Source organism: Ideonella flava (assembly GCF_051857595.1).
Classification (GTDB): domain Bacteria; phylum Pseudomonadota; class Gammaproteobacteria; order Burkholderiales; family Burkholderiaceae_C; genus Ideonella.
Map to the genome: position 1 here is coordinate 224,274 of NZ_JBPZHD010000003.1, position 17,604 is coordinate 241,877.

Below are 17,604 nucleotides of genomic sequence, written 5' to 3' on the forward strand. Positions count from 1 at the left end.
CGCGCAGCGGACCGGCAGAGCCGGATCCGCGCACGCCCTGGAGGGGAGCGGCGCTGCGCGCGCTCGGAAAGCGTCGCTGACCTGGCAAGAGGGGCGCAGCGGACCGGCAGAGCCGGATCCGCGCACGCCCTGGAGGGGAGCGGCGCTGCGCGCGCTCGGAAGGCGGCGCCGACCTGGCGAGAGGGGCGCAGCGGACCGGCAGAGCCGGATCCGCGCACGCCACTGGGTCTAGATCTGCACGCGGGTGCCGAGTTCGACCACGGTGTTGTCGGGCAGGCGGAAGTACTCGGCGGCGCTCTTGGCATTGCGCGACATGGCGGCGAAGACGCGCTCGCGCCAGGTCATCATGCCGGCGCCGGGCGTCGGCACCACGGTCTCGCGGCTGAGGAAGTAGCTGGTCTCGAAGGCGGGGACCCGCAGCAGGCCCTGCTTGTCCATCTGGGCCAGGGCCTGGGGCACGTCGGGCGTTTCCATGAAGCCAAAGTGCAGGCTCACGCGCCAGAACGCGTTGCCCAGCGCCTGCACCGTCACGCGTTCTTCCGAAGGCACCCAGGGCACCTCCTCGTAGTGCACGGTGACGATGAGGTTGCGCTCGTGCAGAACCTGGTAGTGCTTCAGGTTATGCAGCAGGGCCTGCGGGACCATCTCGGCATTGGCCACCGGATAGACCGCCGTGCGGGTGCTGCGCTGCAGGTCCGATGGATCCAGGCTCGCGATGAAGGGCTGGAGCGCCAGGCCGTCGCGCTCGATGCTGTCCAGCACCAGCGTGCGGCCGCGGGCCCAGGTGCTCATGGCGGCGAAGATCAGCAACCCCAGGGCCAGTGGGAACCAGCCGCCGTCGGTCAGCTTGACGGCGCAGCTCAGCACCAGCACGCCATCGACCGCGAGGAAGAGCGCCGTCGCCCCCCAGGCCAGCGGCGCCGGCAGGCGCCAGCCCTCGCGCACCACGAAGAAGGCCAGCACGGTCGTGATCAGCATCGTCATCGTCACCGCGATGCCATAGGCCCCGCCGAGAGCCGAAGAGCTGCCGAATCCCAGCACCGCACCCAGCACGCCGGCCAGCAGCACCCAGTTGACCGCCGGCAGGTAGATCTGCCCCATCTCGCGGGCGGAGGTGAAGCGGATCGTCATGCGCGGCAGGTAGCCGAGCTGGATGGCCTGGCGGGTCATCGAATAGGCGCCGGAGATGACGGCCTGCGACGCGATGATCGCGGCCAGGGTCGCCAGGCCGATCATCGGCAGCACCCAGGCGGCGGGAAACAGGCGGAAGAACGGGTTCTCGAGCGCCGTCGGGTCGCCGATCAGCAAGGCGCCCTGGCCGAGATAGTTGAGCGCCAGCGAGGGCATGACCATCGCGCCCCAGGCCAGCTGGATGGGCAGCCGGCCGAAGTGACCCATGTCGGCGTAAAGCGCCTCGGCGCCGGTCAGCGCCAGCACCACCGCGCCGACCAGCGCGAACACGTGCCAGCCGCTGCCGCGCAGGAACTGCCAGGCCCGCAGCGGGTTCAGGGCGTGCAGGATCTGCGGCTGCTCGGCGATGTGGACGATGCCGATCACCGCCAGCACGAGGAACCACAGCACGATCACCGGCCCGAACAGCCGGCCGACGGCGGCGGTGCCGAAGCGCTGCACGACGAACAGCCCGACCAGGATCAGGATGGACAAGGGCAGGATCCAGCTCTTGAGGTCCTCGGAGACGATCTCCAGCCCCTCCATCGCGCCCAGCACCGAGATGGCCGGCGTGATCACGCTGTCGCCGTAGAAAAGCGTGGCACCGAAGACGCCCAGCAGCAGCAGCACCTGGCGCAGCCGCGGCTTGCCCGCGACCGCATGGGCTGCCAGCGCGGTCAGGGCCAGCGCCCCGCCTTCGCCCCGGTTGTCGGCACGCAGGATCAGGACCACGTACTTGAACGTGACGACGAACATCAACGCCCAGAAGATCACCGACACCGCGCCGATCACGTTGTCCGGCGTCAGCGCCGCGCCGGTCGATGGCGAGAAGATCTCCTTGACCGTGTAGAGCGGGCTGGTGCCGATGTCGCCATACACCACGCCGATCGCCCCCAGCGTGAGCGCCCCGAGCGACGAGCGCTGCAAGTGGGCGGCCGGCGTCTCGGCCGTGGCTGCGATCGAACTCATGAAAGACCTTCTTCGGGATGGAACAGCCCCGATGGTCTTCACCCCCCCGTCAGGAACGCATAAAGATTTGTGAAGATGTGACACCCGGCTGCGGAGTACCGCAGCCACCCTCCGAGGGGGTGCGCGGCCGCCGAACTGCGACACCCGGCTGCGGAGTACCGCAGCCACCCTCCGAGAGGGTGCGCGGCCGCTTCGGAGCGGCCGTGCGCTGGCCACGCCAGACCCCCGTCAGGCGCTTTCGGCGAGGCGGTAGCCCACGCCGGGCTCGGTCAACAGCCGGCGCGGGTCGGCGGGGTCGGCTTCGAGCTTGGCCCGAAGCTGGCCCATGTACAGGCGCAGGTAGTGGGTGTGCTCGGTGAACTCCTCGCCCCAGACGTCGGCCAGCAGCTGGCGGTGCGTCACCACCTGGCCGGCGCTTCGCACCAGCCGGGCCAGCAGCTTGAACTCCGTCGGCGTCAGGTGCACCGCCTCCCCGCGCAGGTCGACGCGGTGAGCGGCCAGGTCGACCGTCAGGTCGTCGGCCTCGTACCGCGTGAGTGCGGGCTTCAGCGCGGTCCCACGGTGACGCAGGGCCACCCGCATCCGGGCCAGCAACTCGCCCACGCTGAAGGGCTTGACGAGGTAGTCGTCTGCCCCGGCATCGAGCAGGCGGATCTTCTGGCCGTCGGCCTGGCGGGCGGAGATCACCAGCACCGGCGTCGACTCGCGGCGCCGCAGCGCGGCCAGCAGCGTCTCTCCGTCGCCATCGGGCAGGCCCAGGTCGAGCACGACCAGGTCCGGGCCGCTGCGGGCATGGGTCCACAGCGCGAGGCCTTCGCTCAGGCTGGCCGCCGTCGACACGTCGTAGCCTTCCAGGGCCAGGGCGTCGCGCAGGGTCGTGCGCAGTTCGCGGTCGTCCTCGACCAACAGCACCCTCATCATTCGGCGGCCTCCGCGGGCGGCGTCACGACCGGCAACCAGAGTTCGAAGCTGGTGCCCCCGTGCGCCCGCGGGCGAAGCCGCAGCTCGCCGCCATGGGCGCGGGCGATCGCGCGGCACACCGCCAGGCCGACGCCGACGCCTCGGGCGGCACCGGGCGCACCGGCCGCATGGCCGCGCTGGAAGACCTCGAACACCCGCCGTCGGTCCGCCGGCGCCACACCGGCGCCGCGATCGCGAACGGCGATCACGACGTGTGCGGCGCCGGTCTCGCCGGGCAGGGCCGCCTGGTGGCGGACCACCAGTTCGACCGGGCCGGTGCTGTACTTCAAGGCGTTGTCCACGAGGTTGTCCAGCAGCTGGGACAACAGCATGGCGTCGCAACGCAGCAAGGGCAAGCCCGGCTCGAGGCGGGCGCGCACCCGATGGTCATTGTCAAGGCGACGGGCATGGGCCAGGGCGGTGCCCACGATCTCCTCGGACGACTCCCAATCCAGCCGCAGCGTCACGCCAGGCGCATCGAGGCGGGCCAGCTGCAGCGTGTTGTCGGTCATGCGCGACAGGAGGCGGACCTCGTCGACGATCTGCGTCGCCAGGTGCGCACGCTGCGAAGCTGACAGGCGCTCCCCCTGGTCCTGCAGGGACGAAGCCGCGCCGAGGATGACCGCCAGCGGCGTGCGGTAGTCGTGCGAGATCGAGGCGAGCAGGGCATTGCGCACGCCTTGCGATTGCGCCATTTCGCGCGCCGCTTCGCTCTGTCGCGCCAGGGTCGCGCGCTGCAAGGCGACGCCGAGCAGGTCGCACAGCGCCTGGGCCCGGATGCGGCAGATCTCGCTCGCCGAGCCGGGGTCCGCCAGCCGGACGAGGGCGGCGCCATGGCTGCCACCGCGCGAACGCAGCGGCAGGTACCACGCCGGCTGCTCGGTGTGGCGCCCGGTGCCGGGACCGAAGGACTGCGATTGCCTGAGGCACAGCCACAGGCCGGCACGCTCGTCGGCGTCGATGGTCCCCTGCACGCGCACAGCCTCGGCGCTGTCGGCCGGCGGGAGTTCATCGTGCAGCAGCATGAGGGCGGCCGGAGCGCCCCCCAGATCGGCCAGCGCCTCGGCGACCGGCCGGGCCTGGTCGGCCGGCTCGGCGCTGTCGCGCAGGGCCTCGCCCAGCGCCTGCAAGCGGCCCGCCCAGCGCGCCGCATCACGCGCTGCGGTGGCCTGCGCGCGCAGGCGCCAGACCAGCCCGGCGATCAGCCAGCTCACCGCCAGCATGGCCGCGAGCAGCACGGCGTGTCGCTCGAAGTCGACCTCCAGGCTGCCCCGGGGCGGAACGAAGCCCCAGTTGAAGCTGAGCATGCAGGCCAGCGCGAAGGCGAAGGCGGCCGGGGCCGACAACCAGATGCTGGCCACCACCGAGGCGATGACGAACAGCATCGCCTGGTTGGCCAGATCGACGTGGTGGTCCAGGACGGTCGCCCCGCCCCACGCCGCTGCCCAGAGGACCGCGGCCCCGGCCCCCCCGGCCACGCGGCCGCGCCAGCTGGCGCGCCGTGGCGCGGCGATCACGGTGTAGAGCCCCTGGTTCAGGCCGAGCATGACGGCGTTCATCCCTGCGAGGCTAACCTCGGCGGCGTCAGGATGGCATCAGGACGTGCGGACGCTCGACATAATGCCGCGCGAAAGGAAAAGAACATGAGCGGGCTGGCGTTGTTGGCGGTATTCGCCGGGGCAGGAATGGGGGCGCTGCTGCGCTTCGGACTGGGCGGCTGGCTCAACCCGCTGTTTCCCACGGTGCCGCTGGGCACGCTGGCCTCCAACCTCATCGGCGGCCTGCTGGTCGGCCTGGCCAGCGCCTTCTTCCAGCTCCATCCGCAAATACCCCTGGAATGGCGCCTCCTGGCGATCACCGGCTTCCTGGGAGGGCTGACGACCTTCTCCACCTTTTCCCTGGAAGTGGTCACGCTGATGGGCCGCCAGCAATATGGCTGGGCCCTGGGCGCCGCCGGCATCCACCTGCTGGGCTCGCTGGCGCTGACGGGCATCGGCTTCGCGTTAGCGACGGCGCTATTCGGCCGCGGATGAGGCCGGGGCCGCCTTGGCGGCCAGCTCGGCGCGCAGGCGCTTCAGGCGATCCTTGGGATCCTCGCCGGCCCGCGCCTGGTCGAGCTTCATCTCGGCGATGAAGCGGCTGGGGACGCCGGCCACCGTGTCGCGCCCCTTCTTGCGACGGCGCAGGGTGCTCACCACCAGCGTCTTCTGGGCGCGCGTGATGCCGACGTACATGAGGCGCCGCTCCTCCTGCAGGCGCTCGGGCGTCATCTCCTCCTCGTCCGCCTTGAAGGGCAGCAAGCCCTCGTTGACGCCGACCAGCACCACGTGCGGCCACTCCAGGCCCTTGCTCGCGTGCAGGGTGGACAGCACCACCTGGTCCTGCTCGTCGCCGCGCTCGGCCAGCGAGAGGATCACGCTGATGGTCTGGGCCACGTCGAGCACGCTCTTCTTCTCGGTCTCGAAGGTGCCGCCTTCCTGCGTGATCTCGCCGCCGCAGCGCTTGGCCACCCAGTCGACGAAGTCCATCACGTTGGACCAGCGCGAGGCGGCCAACTTCTCGCTGTCCTCGCTGTCGTACAGGTGCTGTTCGTAGCCGATGTCCTTCAGCCAGCCCATCAGCAGCGCCTTCGCGTCCTCGGCGCCGACGGTCGTGCGGGCCTTGTGCTCGAGGTCGTTCACGTAGCGTCCGAACTCGTGCAGCGAGCCTATCGCCTTGGCCGGCAGCGCGGTGCCGAGGCTCTCGGCGAACAAGGCCTCGAACATGCTGGTCTTCCACTTGCCCGAGAACTCTCCCAGCTTGCCGATCGTCGTGTGGCCGATGCCGCGCTTGGGCGTGGTCACCGCACGCAGGAAGGCCGGGTCGTCGTCCTGGTTCACCAGCAGGCGCAGCCAGGCGCACAGGTCCTTGATCTCGGCCTTGTCGAAGAAGCTCTGCCCGCCCGAGACCTTGTACGGGATCTGCGCCGCGCGCAGCTTCTGCTCGAAGGCGCGGGCCAGGTGGTTGGCGCGGTAGAGGATGGCGAAGTCGCTGAACTTGATGCGCGCGTCGTTGCCGCGCAGGGCCTGGATGCGGGCCACCGCACGCTCGGCCTCGTGCTCCTCGCCGTCGCACTCGGCCACACGCACCGGCTCGCCCTCGCCGTGCTCGCTCCACAGCTTCTTCGGGAAGATCTTCGGGTTGCCGGCGATCACCTCGTTGGCCGCGCGCAGGATGGCGCTGGTCGAGCGGTAGTTCTGCTCCAGCGGGATGACCTTGAGCTGGGGGAACTCCTCGGGCAGGCGCTTGAGATTCTCGATGGTGGCGCCGCGCCAGCCGTAGATGCTCTGGTCGTCGTCGCCCACCGCGGTGAACATGCCGCGCTGGAGCTCGTCCGGGTGATCCACCAGGGACTTCAGCAGCTCGTACTGCACGGCGTTGGTGTCCTGGTATTCGTCGACCAGCACATGGCCGAAGAAGCTGCGCCACTTGGCCTTCGCCTCGGCGCAGCGGGTGACGAGCTTGAGCGGCAGGCTCATCAGGTCGTCGAAGTCCACCGCCTGGTAGGCCGCGAGCCGCTCTTCGTACAAGGCCATCACCCGGGCCGCGACGCGCTCGTCGTCGTCCTTGGCCGCGGCGAGTGCGCCGCTGCTGTCCAGGCCCTGGTTCTTCCACAGGCTGATCGTCCACTGCCAGCGCTTGGCCATCGCGTTGTCGGTGCAGGCGCCCGCGTCGCGGATCACGCCGAGCACGTCGTCTGAATCGAGGATGGAGAAGTTCTGCTTCAGGCCCAGCTGCTCGCCGTCCTCGCGCAGCATGCGCACGCCCAGCGAGTGGAAGGTGCTGATCGCCAGATCCTTGGCGGCCCGAGGGCCCACCAGCGCCTTGGCGCGCTCGCGCATCTCCATCGCCGCCTTGTTGGTGAAGGTGATGGCGGCGATCTGCCTGGGCGCGAGGCCGGCCTGCAGCAGGCGCGCGATCTTGTGGGTGATGACGCGGGTCTTGCCCGAGCCGGCGCCGGCCAGCACGAGGCAAGGGCCACGCAGGTACTGCACGGCCTCCATCTGGGCCGAATTCAGCGTCGCGGGAGCATTCATAGTGTCAACTTCCGAACCGCGCCGACCCAACCAAGGGATTTGCGCGGATCCGGCTCTGCCGGTCCGCTGCAAAAGCCCCCTCGGGGGGCAGCGACCGGAAGGGAGCGTGGGGGTCGCATTTCACAGTTTGTGGGTGGAGAGCAAGAGGCTCGTCTCGGTGTGGGCGATGCCTTCGATGAGTCGGATGCGGCTGAGGACGCGGTCGAAGGCCTCGAGGCTGTCGGCTCGAAGCTCGGCCACGATGTCCCAGCGGCCGTTGGTGGTGTGCAAGGTCTGGACCGCCGGGTCACCTCGCAGCGCGCGGATGACCGAGTCGGCGGCATTGCCCTCGACCGCTATGGTCATGAGGGCCGCGATGCGGTTGGTCTCGGTCTGCGGCTTCAGGCGCACGGTGTAGCCGACGATGGTGCCGTTGCCCTCGAGCTTGGCGATGCGGTTCTGGACCGTGCCGCGCGCGACCCGCAGCGACTTGGCCAGCGAGGCCACCGAGGCCCGGGCATCTTCCCGAAGCAGGCTCAGCAGTTGGTGGTCGACGTCGTCCATGGCAAATGATCAAAGTGCCAAGCCATTCTAGCGTTCTGCTCAAAGCTTCGATCAGATTGCACAGTTTGTTGTCTTCTTGTTGGCTTCACACCTGAAGACAATCCAGTTCAAGGCGTTGTTCGGGGGCCGCGACCGACGCTGTTGGCACTCACTCACCCACCCCATCGGCGAGTGAGAGCCCATTCGAGACACCCAGGCCCACCAACCGCAAGACGAGAGTCCCATGGTCGACTACATCGGCATCGCCGACATCCAGCGCCTGGTCCAGCAGATCGGGCCCGGCACCTTCATCGAACGCCTGGCCACCGAGATTGAATCGGACTACCGCCGCTGGGCCCAGTTCGAGAAATCCGCCCGCCTGGCCAGCCACTCCGACGTGGGCGTGATCGAGCTGATGCCCACCTCCGACGGCCAGCTGTACTCCTTCAAGTACGTCAACGGCCACCCGAAGAACACCTCCGAAGGCCTGCTCACCGTCACCGCGTTCGGCGTGCTGGCGGATGTGGACACGGGCTACCCGGTGCTGCTGTCCGAGCTGACCGTGACCACCGCGCTGCGCACGGCCGCCATGTCGGCCCTGGCCGCGAAGTGGATGGCGCGGCCCGACAGCCGGGTGATGGCACTGATTGGCAACGGCGCCCAGAGCGACTTCCAGGCGATCGCCTTCCACCGCATCATGGGCATCCGCGAGCTGCGCCTGTACGACGTGGATCCGCAGGCCACCGCCAAGCTGGAACGCAACCTGCGCGCCCTGCCCGAGCTGGCCGACCTGGCCATCATCCGCTGCGCCTCCACCGGCGAGGCCGCGATGGGCGCCGACATCATCACCACCGTCACCGCCGACAAGCGCAATGCGGTGATCCTGGAGCCGGCCATGATCCGGCCCGGCGTGCACATCAACGGCGTCGGCGGCGACTGCCCCGGCAAGACCGAGCTGCACCGCGACATCCTGCTGCGCCCGGATGCACGCGTCATCGTCGAGTACGAGCCGCAGTCGCGCGTCGAAGGCGAGATCCAGCAGCTGCCGGCCGACTTCCCGGTGACCGAGTTCGCCGACATCGTCGCCTCGGGCCACAGCGCCCGCACCAGCGGCGCGCAGGTCACCATCTTCGATTCGGTCGGCTTCGCGCTGGAGGATTTCTCCGCCCTGCGCTTCCTGCACCTGCTGCTGAACGAACAGCGCGAAGGCGCGCGCCAGATCGACCTGGTGCCGCGCCTGGACGACCCGAAGGACCTGTTCGGAGGCGTGCTCGGCGGCACGCCGGCAAGGGCCAAGCTGCGGCGCGTCGCCTGAGCCACATTGCTGCTGCGTAAAGAAGCCCGGCGCCGCCCGGGCTTCTTCGTTTTCGCCAGCGTGTCCTTATGCGGCCCTGATGCGGCGAGTCACAAGCTGCAGGCATTCGAACCACCGAAAGGCATCACATGCCCTCGCTCGCCGAGTTCCAACGCCTGCCGCTGACGCCCGTCTCCGGCCCCCTGCAGCTGGCCGCCTTCGCCCCCCGCGCGACCCTGACCGACGCCGCCACCAGCCTGATGACCGACCTGGGCCTATCGTCCTGCGTCACCGTCGACCAGCACGACGCCATCGCGCCGACGCTGCACGTGATGCAGCGCGCCGGCGTGCGCATGGCCTTCGTCACCGGCCTGGGCGGAGAGCTCGTCGGCCTGGTCACCGCCGACGACCTGCAAGGCGAGCGTCCGCTGCTGCGCGCCCTCGCCGACCACATCGCCCTCGAGGAGCTGACGCTGGAGCAGGTGATGCATCCGCGCAGCGACTGGCTGGTGGTCGACGCCTGGCAGGTCGAGCACAGCCGCCTCGGCAACGTGGCCGCCACCATGCGAGCCCACGGCCTGGCCTATCTGCTGGTGGCCGAGCGCAGCGAAGCCAAGGCCAGCCGCATCCGCGGGCTGTTCTCCGCCCGCCGGCTGGAGACGGCGCTGGGCGTCGATCTCGCCACCGGCCCGGTGTCGCGCAGCTTCGCCGAACTCGAAGCCGCGCTCGTCCGCTGATCCGCTGCCGGCGGCGCAGGCCGCAAGGTAAGCTCGGCCGCCCGCCGCGATGCGGCGTCCCGAGCCGGTGCCTTGACGTACGCCCTGCCTCGCCCGCCTGCCGGGCCTGACCGCCGAACCGATCCCCGCCGCCGCGCGCTGCTGGCGGCCGCACTTGCCGCCGGCGCCGCGCCCGCCTTTTTGCGCCACGCGCTGGCCGCGGACCAGCCGCGTTTCGAGCTCGGCGTCTCCAGCGGATTTCCGCGGCCGGACGGCATGGTGCTGTGGACCCTGCTCACCGGCCCGGCCCTGCCGGAACGGGTCGAGGTACGGTGGGAGGTCGCCCGCGACGAGGCCTTCCGCGACATCGCCGCCCGTGGCACCGAGAACGCCGAAGCGGCCTGGGGCCACAGCGTTCACGCCGAGCCCGCCGGGCTGGACGCGGGCCGTTGGTACTTCTACCGCTTCGAGGCGCTGGGCGCCCGCAGTGCCATCGGCCGCACGCGCACCGCACCGGCATCGGATGCCGAGGCGACGCTGAACTTCGCCATCGCCAGCTGCCAGCGCTACGACCACGGCCGCTACGCCGCCTGGCGGCAGGCGGCCAGCGAGCCGCTGGACCTGCTGCTCTTCCTGGGCGACTACATCTACGAGTACCCCTCGCCACCCACGGCGCCGCGCTTTCACGAAGGCAGCTGGCTGCGGACGCTGGACGACTACCGTGCCCGCTACGCCACCTACCAGCGAGACCCGCAGCTGCAAGCCGCTCATGCCGCCTTCCCGTGGCTGCTGGTGTGGGACGACCACGAGGTCGAGAACGACTACGCCGGCCTGCAGGGCAACCAGCTGCAGTCCTGGTTCCCGGCCCAGCGCGCCGCGGCCTACCAGGCGTACTGGGAGCACCTGCCCCTGCCCAGGAGCATGCGGCCGCGCCTGGACGCGCCCGGTGCCGAATCGCGGATCTACGGCGCGCACGACTGGGGCCGGCTCGCCCGCATCCTGCTGCTGGACGACCGCCAGTGGCGCGACCCGCAGGCCTGCCCCAGGCCGGGCCGCGGCGGCTCCAACACCGTCGCGCTGAAGGACTGCGCCAGCCTTGCCGACCCGCGCCGCACGCTGCTCGGCGAGGCGCAGGAGCGCTGGCTCGCCGGCGCCTGGAGCAGCGGCCATCCGTGGAACCTGCTGGCTCAGCAGACTTTGATGTCCCGCTTCGCCTGGTCAGACCCTGCCGGCGCCGACGGCGGCCAGTACTGGACCGACGGCTGGGACGGCTACGCGCCGGCTCGCCAGCGGCTGCTGAACGACCTGGCCTCGCGCAAGCTCGGCGGCGCGGTGGTGCTCGGCGGTGATGTCCATGCGCACTACGTGTCCGACCTCAAGGCCGACTTCGCCGACCCGCGCTCGGCCACACTGGCCACCGAGTTCTGCGGCACGTCGATCACCAGCCAGGGCCTGGAGCAGGCGCGCATCGATGCCGCGCGCGGCTTCAACCCGCACCTGCGGTTTGCGCGTGCCGACCAGCGCGGCTACGTCAGCTTCAGCCTGTCGGCCGCCTCCCTGCAGGCGCGGCTGATGGCGGTCGCGGACCCGCTCGATGCGAACAGCCCGGTGGCCATCGCCGCCCGCTTCCACGTCGAGGCCGGCCGCCCCGGCGCGCAGCCGGACTGAAATGGTCCAGATCTTCGTCGTCACCCTGCCCTTTTTCGCGCTCGTGCTCTGCGGCTACGTCGCTGCGCAGCGCCACCTGTTGCCGGCCAGCGCCATCCCCGGCCTCAATGCCTTCGTGCTGTTCTTCGCGCTGCCTTGCATGCTGTTCCGCTTCGGGCTGAGCACACCGCTGCTGCAACTGCTGAACCCGGCGCTGCTGAGCGTCTACCTCGTGTCGGCACTGGTGATCGTGTTCTTCACCATCGCCGTCACGCTGTCGGCGCGCATAGGCTTGAAGGACGCCGCTTTCGGCGCGCTGGTCGCGGCCTTCCCCAACTCCGGCTTCATGGGCGTGCCGCTGCTGGTGGCGGTGCTCGGCCAGACCGCGGCCGGGCCGGTGATCTGCACCATCTTCACCGACATGCTGGTGACCAGCTCGCTGTGCCTGGGGCTCTCGCAGGCGGCCGGCGCGGGCGCGGCCGGTGCCCGGGCGGCCGCCGGTCGTGCACTGCGCGGCGCCTTGTCCAACCCGCTGCCGTGGTCCATCCTGCTCGGAGCCGCGGTCGGTGCCGCGCCGTTCACGCTTGCGGGGCCGGTGCAGGCAGTGATCCGCATGCTGGGCGATGCGGCCAGTCCGGTGGCGTTGTTCACCATCGGCGCGGTGCTCTGGCGCTCGGGCGACCCGGCACACCGCAGCACCGACGTGCCCGATGCGTCAGTGCCGATGCCGGCGACCACGCCGCTGGCCGACGTGCTGCCGGTGGCCGCCATCAAGCTGCTGCTGCACCCGCTGCTGGTGTTCGCCCTGTGCCTCGCCGGCATCCGGGCCGGCCTGCCGATCAGCAGCGGCCAGCTCACCGCCCTGACGCTCACCGCGGCCCTGCCCAGCGCGAGCAACGTCTCGATGCTCGCCGAGCGCTACGGCGCCGACAACGGCCGCATCGCGCGCATCATCCTGGCCTCGACCGTGCTGGCCTTCTTCAGCTTCAGCGCGCTGGCGGCGCTGTTCGAGGTGCGGCCGGGAGGCTGATCAGCGGCGCGCCATCCAATCGGCGCGCAGCAGCCCGTACATGGCCGAATCGGAGACCTCGCCAGCCACGATCCAGCGCTCGCGCAACAGTCCCTCGCGTTGGAAGCCGAGGCGCTCGAGCGCGCGACAGGAGGCGGCGTTGCGGGGGTCGATGTCGGCCTCGATGCGGTTGAGCTGGAGGTCGTCGAAGGGCGCGCCGGGGCGGTGGTCGAAGGCGCAGTCGATGACCGCGGCCAGCGCCTCGTTCATCAGCCCGCGCCCTTGCTCGGCGCGAGCCAGGGCGTAGCCGATGTCGGCGCTGCGGCAGGCGGCGTTGATCTTGTACAGGCTGAGCGTGCCGACCACGCGGCCATCGCCGCCGTGCGGCACCAGCCCCAAGCGCAGGTCGCGCCGGCCCGCGAGCGCCTCGCGCTCGCCCTCCAGCAAGCGCAAGGCCTGGGCGGTATCTGCCCATGGCGGGGTCGACCAGTAGCGCATCACCGCCGGGTCGGAAAAGATCGCGAACAGCGCGTCGGCGTCGCCATCGTCCAGCGGGCGCAGCAGCAGCCGCGGCGTCTGTATTCGCAGCTCGGCAAAAGGCGTCATGCCATGTTCTCCCAGGTCTGAGCCAGGCGACCGGTGCCGCCTTGGTAGTGGAGTTCGCCCAGCGCGCCGTTGACCAGCGTGAGCTGGGGCTGCCGGTGGCCGATGTCGAGGTCCAGCAGCACCGGGCAGGGCAGGTCGCCCAGCGCGTCGCGCACGGCGGCGGCGTGGGACAAGCGCGACTCGTCCGTCACCTCCGGCGCAGCGCTGCGGCCCAGCAGCACGCCGGCCAGGCCATCGAACCAGCCGTGCAGGCGCAGGCTGACGAGGCTGCGCAGCATCTCGCAGGGGCTCAGCTCGCAGTTTTCGAGGTACAGCAGCGCACCGTCGGCACCGTGCTCGCGCACGAAAGCGGGCACGTCGCCGAAGGCCGTGCCGGCGAGGCGGCTCACGGTGTCCAGGCAGCCGCCGATGAGCCGGCCGCGCAGTGCCAGCGGCTCGTCGTCGCGGCCGTCCAGGCGCCGCCAACGCGTGGTCTCCGTCTGGTTCCAGCGCGCCGCAGCGTCGGTCTCGAAGGGGATCCAGTGGACCTGGTAGTGCGCCGAAGCGTGCTGGACGAAAGCCTGGCGTCCGTCGTGCGCGAGCAGGTCGAACACGCCGGTGACGAGCGGCTCCGTCTGGCTCGGTGCCACGTCCATCAGGTTGCTGCCGTGGGCGCTGGCCCAGCCCGAGCGCAGGGCCAGCGGCATCTGCAAGGTGCTGATGTCGGAGAAGCCCAGCAGCCACTTCGGCGGCAGCCCGCGCAGCGCATCGAAGTCGAGCAGGGGCAACAGCTCCATCGCACGCTCGCCGCCCCAGGGCGGCAGGACCGCAGCGATCTCCGGGTCGGCCAGGAACCGCATCAACTCCCGGGCGCGCTGGGCGGCCGGCGCGCTCTGGTCGTGCCGCTGCGCGCGCAGGTTCTCCCCTTCGACGACCTGGAAGCCGCGTTGTCGCCAGTGGCCCAGCACCAGGTCCAGGCGCTGCAACGCGCCGGCACTGCCCACGCCGGATGAGGGTGCGGTGATGGCGACGGTGTCGCCGGGGCGCAAGGGGCGGGGAAAGCGAAGCGTCATGGGAGTCGTCGGCCATCGAAGGCCCGACAGACTAACCCAGGCCCGAGCCGCGTTCGCCTGGCGGCCGCGGCTCTGGCCTGCTGCGAGGTGCAAGCCATGAATCCAGCCGAATCAGCCGGGCGTGGGACGTCCTGGTGCTGGCGTAAGCTGCAGCGCTTTGGTTCAGCTGCCGTTGCGATGACCCGACTCCACCGTGCCTTCCCCGCGATGCTGGCCGTCGCGGCCTTGCTCGCCGCCCCGGCGGCCTTTGCCGCGACGACGACCACGCCCGGCAAGTCGGCCAAGCCGGCGACGCCCGTGCGCAAGCCCGTCGCCAGGAAGCCGGTCGCGGCGGCGGCGTCGACGCTCACCGTGGCCGAGGTGCTCCAGCAATCACCCGCCAGCGACTGGCGCCCTCTGGACCCGCAGAACACCCTGTTGATGGAGCTGGCCTCGGGGCCGGTGCTGATCGAACTCGCGTCCCGCTTCGCTCCCCGTCACGTGGCCAACATCCGCGCCTTGGCACAGCAGGGCTACTGGGACGGCCTGGCCATCGTCCGCGTGCAGGACAACTACGTCACCCAGTGGGGCGACCCGGATGCCGAATCGGCCGACAAGGCCAGGCCGCTGGGCAGTGCCGCGCGCCAGCTGCCCGCCGAGTTCTCGGTGCCGCTGAAGGGCTTGGCGCTGGATCGCCTGCCGGACGCGGACGGCTGGGCGCCGCTGAACGGCTTTGTCGACGGCATGCCGGTCGCCGCCGATCCGAAGACCGGCCGCGCCTGGCTGGCGCACTGCTACGGCATGGTCGGCGCCGGCCGCGACATGGCCCCAGACAGCAGCAACGGCGCCGAGCTCTACGCCGTGATCGGCCAGGCGCCGCGCGGCCTGGATCTCAACATCACGGTGGTGGGTCGCGTGCTGCAAGGCATGGAGCGGCTTTCTTCGCTGCCCCGCGGCACGGCCGAGATGGGTTTCTACGCCGAGCCCGCCCAACGCACGGCGATCCGCCGCGTGCGGCTGCTGGCGGACGTGCCGGAGGCCGAGCGCCCGGCGCTGGAGGTGCTGCGCACGAGCAGCGCCACCTGGCGCGCCCTGCTCGACGCGCGTCGCGTGCGGCACGAGGAGTGGTTCGTCCACAGCCCGCGCCACATCGGCCTGTGCAACGCGACGGTGCCGGTGCGGCCCAGGGCCGCGACGAAGTGACTGCGTGCCGCCCCTAGGCGATCGATCCCCTCGGCGGACCGACGCCGAAGGCGGCGTAGGGGCCCTCAATCGCCGACGGGCCGCCCCTAGCGATCGATCCCCTCGGGGGACCGACGCCGACGGCGGCGTAGGGGCCCTCAATCGCCGACGGGCCGCCCCTAGGCGATTGATCCCCTCGGGGGACCGACGCCGAAGGCGGCGTAGGGGCCCAAATCAGTCTCCCTCGTAGGCCCGCTGGAAGTCCGCCAGCGTCTTGCCGGCCTCGTCGCGGAAGGGCTCGTCGAGCATCGTGAGCGTGACGATGCGGTCGACGCGGAAGCTGCGGAAGTCGTCGCGGTGCTCGCACCAGGCCCCCAGGGTCCAGACGGCGCCCCAGAAGAAGCAGCCGAGCGGGCGGATGGTGCGCTCGCTGTCGCGGCCGCCTTCGTCCCGATAGGCCAGGTGCAGCTTGCGGCGCAGCTCGATCGCGCCACGCAGGCGCTCCAGCCGCTCGCGCACCGGGTCGTGGCCGCTCCACGAGGGCGCGTAGATGGCGAGGCTCTCGGCCGCGGCGCGCGCAGCCGACGGCAGCACCGCCAGGATCTTCGACAAGGCGCCTTCGGCCGCGGCCGCCAGCTCGCCGTCCAGCCGCGGCTGGGCGATGCGGACGGCGGCCACCAGGGCCTTGGCTTCGTCGGACGAGAACATGAGCGGAGGCAGGTCGTAGCCCGCGCCGAGCCGGTAGCCCACGCCCGCCTCGCCCTCGATCGGCACGCCCTGCGCCTGCAGGTCGGCCACGTCGCGGTAGACGGTCCGCAGCGAGACCTCCAGCCGCGCCGCGAGGAACGCCGCCGTGGACAGGCGGCGCCCGCGGATGAGCTGGACGAGTTCGAACAGTCGGTCGGCTCGGCGCATCAATCCATCGCGGTGCAGATCTCGACCAGCGTGCCGTCCGGGCAGCGCACGTAGGCCACGGTCTGTCCCCAGGGCTTGACCTTCGGCGGCGCGAGCAGCGTCGCGCCGGCGGCGACCGCACGCTCGCAGGCCGCCGGCACGTCGGTCGCCACGAGCCCGATCTCCATGCCGAGCGGCTGCTTCGAGCCGTCGGCCGCCACGTAGTCCTGACCCAGGTTGCCGCGCGCGATGTCGTGGTGGGCGAAGGACAGCGTGGTGCCGCCGGTGTCGAGCTCGCCGTAGCCCTCGCCGGGCGCGAGGAAGCGGCGCTTGAGCCCGAAGGCACGCTCGAAGAAGGCCAGCGACTTCTCGACGTTGGCCACGTAGACGATGGTGTAGGCGAAGTGCATGACGACCTCCGGCAAACCGATACCCTACTTCAACGAATGAAGGCCGACGCGGTTGCCTTCGGAGTCCTCGATGTGGGCAAAGGCACCCATGCCCTCGGGCAGTTCCGTGCGCGGCACCAGCAGTTTGCCGCCGGCCTCGGGCAGGCGGGCCAGCACCACATTGAGCGAAGGCTCCGCGCTGAGGTAGACCACCGTGCCCTCGGTGGTCGGGGCCGGGGCCTTCGAGCCGGCATACAGGCAGCCGCCGACGCTCGTCCCCGGCTCGTATTCGAAGACGGCCAGCGTGGTCTCCGGGCCCATGGCCTCGCGCCGCAGCGGCCGATGGAACAGGGTCTCGTAGAAGCGCTGCGCGCGGTCCATGTCGCGCACCGGGATCTCGAACCAGTGGATGGCCTGGGTGGGCTTGTGGGTGGTCTCGCTCATGGGTTTCTCTCCTGTCGGTTAGGGGGTGGGCGCGCCCGGCTCCAGGGCGCCTGGCAGGGCTGGATGCTGCGACACGGCTGCTGACAGCGTGATGGCAGCAAGGGATTGCGCGGCGCGGGCGGCAGGACTCCAATCGCCGGATGTCGCCCACCGAGCTCCCGCCCGAGGCCGGGCCACCGCACGGCCAGCTCGACGCCCTGTACGCCGATGCCTATCGCGAACTGCGGCGCCTGGCGCGCGCACGCCTGCACGGCGGCGGCCGCAACACGGTGCTCGACACGACCGCGCTCGTGCACGAGAGCTATCTGCGCCTCGCGCGGCACGGCGAAGTGGCGTTCGAGGACAGGCTGCGCTTCATGGTCTACGCCGGCCGCGTGATGCGCTCGGTGATCATCGACCTGGTGCGCGAGAGGCAGGCCGAGCGGCGGGGCGGCGATGCGGCCCACGTCACCCTCAACACCCAGCTCGGGGCGGACCTGGGGCCCGACGCCGGCGAGGCCGAGATCCTGCGGGTGCACGATGCGCTCGACGAGCTCGCGAAGGTCGACGAGCGCATGGCCCACGTCGTCGAGCTGCGCTACTTCGCCGGCATGACCGAGGGCGAGATCGCGCAGGCGCTGGGCGTCACCGACCGCACCGTGCGGCGCGATTGGCAACAGGCCCGCTTGTTCCTCGCAGAGGCGCTGAGGTAGCGC

The 17,604-nt window shown here is 70.9% G+C and carries 17 protein-coding genes; 7 read left to right on the top strand and 10 right to left on the bottom strand.

Annotated features, from left to right (window positions below):
• Nucleotides 1–228 precede the first annotated feature (228 nt).
• The 3 genes from ACS5PM_RS07795 to ACS5PM_RS07805 form a co-directional block, all read right to left on the bottom strand.
• On the bottom strand, nt 229–2,139 hold the full coding sequence (locus ACS5PM_RS07795; RefSeq protein ID WP_439387025.1) for a potassium transporter Kup: 1,911 nt from the start codon (nt 2,137–2,139) through the stop codon (nt 229–231).
• Between the two features lie 228 nt (nt 2,140–2,367).
• Nucleotides 2,368–3,060 (bottom strand): response regulator, encoded by a 693-nt coding sequence (locus tag ACS5PM_RS07800; RefSeq protein WP_439387026.1) that lies wholly within the window; start codon nt 3,058–3,060, stop codon nt 2,368–2,370.
• Nucleotides 3,057–4,658, bottom strand: coding sequence for a sensor histidine kinase (locus tag ACS5PM_RS07805; protein WP_439387027.1), 1,602 nt, complete (start codon nt 4,656–4,658; stop codon nt 3,057–3,059). Before ACS5PM_RS07805 ends, ACS5PM_RS07800 begins: the two co-directional genes overlap by 4 nt.
• Nucleotides 4,659–4,742: 84 nt before the next feature.
• Between ACS5PM_RS07805 and crcB the strand changes: the two genes are divergently transcribed.
• Nucleotides 4,743–5,132: a fluoride efflux transporter CrcB gene (gene crcB / locus ACS5PM_RS07810; protein ID WP_439387028.1), complete on the top strand. Its 390-nt coding sequence runs from the start codon at nt 4,743–4,745 to the stop codon at nt 5,130–5,132.
• Here crcB and ACS5PM_RS07815 read toward each other — a convergent pair.
• Together ACS5PM_RS07815 and ACS5PM_RS07820 are read right to left on the bottom strand one after the other, a co-directional pair.
• On the bottom strand, nt 5,115–7,175 hold the full coding sequence (locus ACS5PM_RS07815; RefSeq protein WP_439387029.1) for an ATP-dependent helicase: 2,061 nt from the start codon (nt 7,173–7,175) through the stop codon (nt 5,115–5,117). The genes crcB and ACS5PM_RS07815 overlap by 18 nt on opposite strands.
• A 120-nt stretch (nt 7,176–7,295) precedes the next feature.
• Nucleotides 7,296–7,718 (bottom strand): Lrp/AsnC family transcriptional regulator, encoded by a 423-nt coding sequence (locus ACS5PM_RS07820; RefSeq protein WP_439387030.1) that lies wholly within the window; start codon nt 7,716–7,718, stop codon nt 7,296–7,298.
• A 223-nt stretch (nt 7,719–7,941) separates the two neighbouring features.
• On the opposite strand from ACS5PM_RS07820, the gene ocd reads away from it, so the two are divergent.
• From ocd to ACS5PM_RS07840, 4 genes are all read left to right on the top strand, one after another.
• Complete coding sequence (gene ocd / locus ACS5PM_RS07825; RefSeq protein ID WP_439387031.1) at nt 7,942–9,012, top strand: ornithine cyclodeaminase; 1,071 nt, start codon at nt 7,942–7,944, stop codon at nt 9,010–9,012.
• Between the two features lie 128 nt (nt 9,013–9,140).
• The gene (locus ACS5PM_RS07830) at nt 9,141–9,728 is read left to right on the top strand and encodes a CBS domain-containing protein (RefSeq protein WP_439387032.1); all 588 of its coding nucleotides are present in this window, start codon (nt 9,141–9,143) and stop codon (nt 9,726–9,728) included.
• Between the two features lie 72 nt (nt 9,729–9,800).
• The gene (locus ACS5PM_RS07835) at nt 9,801–11,375 is read left to right on the top strand and encodes an alkaline phosphatase D family protein (protein ID WP_439387033.1); all 1,575 of its coding nucleotides are present in this window, start codon (nt 9,801–9,803) and stop codon (nt 11,373–11,375) included.
• A 1-nt stretch (nt 11,376) separates the two neighbouring features.
• Nucleotides 11,377–12,384, top strand: coding sequence for an AEC family transporter (locus tag ACS5PM_RS07840; RefSeq protein ID WP_439387034.1), 1,008 nt, complete (start codon nt 11,377–11,379; stop codon nt 12,382–12,384).
• Here the strand turns inward: ACS5PM_RS07840 and ACS5PM_RS07845 are convergent, their stop codons facing one another.
• Both ACS5PM_RS07845 and ACS5PM_RS07850 read right to left on the bottom strand, forming a co-directional pair.
• Nucleotides 12,385–12,969, bottom strand: a complete 585-nt coding sequence (locus ACS5PM_RS07845) for a GNAT family N-acetyltransferase (RefSeq protein ID WP_439387035.1) — start codon at nt 12,967–12,969, stop codon at nt 12,385–12,387.
• The gene (locus ACS5PM_RS07850) at nt 12,966–14,021 is read right to left on the bottom strand and encodes a S66 family peptidase (RefSeq protein WP_439387036.1); all 1,056 of its coding nucleotides are present in this window, start codon (nt 14,019–14,021) and stop codon (nt 12,966–12,968) included. Before ACS5PM_RS07850 ends, ACS5PM_RS07845 begins: the two co-directional genes overlap by 4 nt.
• 177 nt (nt 14,022–14,198) lie before the next feature.
• On the opposite strand from ACS5PM_RS07850, the gene ACS5PM_RS07855 reads away from it, so the two are divergent.
• Nucleotides 14,199–15,203: a peptidylprolyl isomerase gene (locus ACS5PM_RS07855; protein ID WP_439387037.1), complete on the top strand. Its 1,005-nt coding sequence runs from the start codon at nt 14,199–14,201 to the stop codon at nt 15,201–15,203.
• 213 nt (nt 15,204–15,416) lie between these two features.
• Here ACS5PM_RS07855 and ACS5PM_RS07860 read toward each other — a convergent pair whose 3' ends face one another.
• From ACS5PM_RS07860 to ACS5PM_RS07870, 3 genes are read right to left on the bottom strand one after another with little or no spacing between them, the layout of a single operon-like run.
• Nucleotides 15,417–16,097 carry a helix-turn-helix transcriptional regulator gene (locus ACS5PM_RS07860; RefSeq protein ID WP_439387038.1) on the bottom strand — a complete coding sequence of 227 codons (681 nt, stop codon included), beginning with the start codon at nt 16,095–16,097 and terminating at the stop codon, nt 15,417–15,419.
• Complete coding sequence (locus tag ACS5PM_RS07865) at nt 16,097–16,486, bottom strand: VOC family protein (RefSeq protein ID WP_439387039.1); 390 nt, start codon at nt 16,484–16,486, stop codon at nt 16,097–16,099. Before ACS5PM_RS07865 ends, ACS5PM_RS07860 begins: the two co-directional genes overlap by 1 nt.
• A gap of 24 nt (nt 16,487–16,510) precedes the next feature.
• Nucleotides 16,511–16,909 (bottom strand): VOC family protein, encoded by a 399-nt coding sequence (locus ACS5PM_RS07870; protein ID WP_439387040.1) that lies wholly within the window; start codon nt 16,907–16,909, stop codon nt 16,511–16,513.
• A gap of 140 nt (nt 16,910–17,049) precedes the next feature.
• Here ACS5PM_RS07870 and ACS5PM_RS07875 point away from each other — a divergent pair, with 140 nt between their 5' ends.
• Nucleotides 17,050–17,601 (top strand): ECF-type sigma factor, encoded by a 552-nt coding sequence (locus ACS5PM_RS07875; RefSeq protein WP_439387041.1) that lies wholly within the window; start codon nt 17,050–17,052, stop codon nt 17,599–17,601.
• The last annotated feature ends 3 nt before the right edge of the window (nt 17,602–17,604 follow it).

Excerpts from the sequence above, each read along its gene's own strand:
- ACS5PM_RS07795 (WP_439387025.1), bottom strand. The coding sequence starts at position 2,139 with ATGAGTTCGATCGCAGCCACGGCCGAGACGCCGGCCGCCCACTTGCAG.
- ACS5PM_RS07800 (WP_439387026.1), bottom strand. The coding sequence starts at position 3,060 with ATGATGAGGGTGCTGTTGGTCGAGGACGACCGCGAACTGCGCACGACC.
- ACS5PM_RS07805 (WP_439387027.1), bottom strand. The coding sequence starts at position 4,658 with ATGAACGCCGTCATGCTCGGCCTGAACCAGGGGCTCTACACCGTGATC.
- crcB (WP_439387028.1), top strand. The coding sequence starts at position 4,743 with ATGAGCGGGCTGGCGTTGTTGGCGGTATTCGCCGGGGCAGGAATGGGG.
- ACS5PM_RS07815 (WP_439387029.1), bottom strand. The coding sequence starts at position 7,175 with ATGAATGCTCCCGCGACGCTGAATTCGGCCCAGATGGAGGCCGTGCAG.
- ACS5PM_RS07820 (WP_439387030.1), bottom strand. The coding sequence starts at position 7,718 with ATGGACGACGTCGACCACCAACTGCTGAGCCTGCTTCGGGAAGATGCC.
- ocd (WP_439387031.1), top strand. The coding sequence starts at position 7,942 with ATGGTCGACTACATCGGCATCGCCGACATCCAGCGCCTGGTCCAGCAG.
- ACS5PM_RS07830 (WP_439387032.1), top strand. The coding sequence starts at position 9,141 with ATGCCCTCGCTCGCCGAGTTCCAACGCCTGCCGCTGACGCCCGTCTCC.
- ACS5PM_RS07840 (WP_439387034.1), top strand. The coding sequence starts at position 11,377 with ATGGTCCAGATCTTCGTCGTCACCCTGCCCTTTTTCGCGCTCGTGCTC.
- ACS5PM_RS07845 (WP_439387035.1), bottom strand. The coding sequence starts at position 12,969 with ATGACGCCTTTTGCCGAGCTGCGAATACAGACGCCGCGGCTGCTGCTG.
- ACS5PM_RS07850 (WP_439387036.1), bottom strand. The coding sequence starts at position 14,021 with ATGACGCTTCGCTTTCCCCGCCCCTTGCGCCCCGGCGACACCGTCGCC.
- ACS5PM_RS07855 (WP_439387037.1), top strand. The coding sequence starts at position 14,199 with ATGACCCGACTCCACCGTGCCTTCCCCGCGATGCTGGCCGTCGCGGCC.
- ACS5PM_RS07860 (WP_439387038.1), bottom strand. The coding sequence starts at position 16,097 with ATGCGCCGAGCCGACCGACTGTTCGAACTCGTCCAGCTCATCCGCGGG.
- ACS5PM_RS07865 (WP_439387039.1), bottom strand. The coding sequence starts at position 16,486 with ATGCACTTCGCCTACACCATCGTCTACGTGGCCAACGTCGAGAAGTCG.
- ACS5PM_RS07870 (WP_439387040.1), bottom strand. The coding sequence starts at position 16,909 with ATGAGCGAGACCACCCACAAGCCCACCCAGGCCATCCACTGGTTCGAG.
- ACS5PM_RS07875 (WP_439387041.1), top strand. The coding sequence starts at position 17,050 with ATGTCGCCCACCGAGCTCCCGCCCGAGGCCGGGCCACCGCACGGCCAG.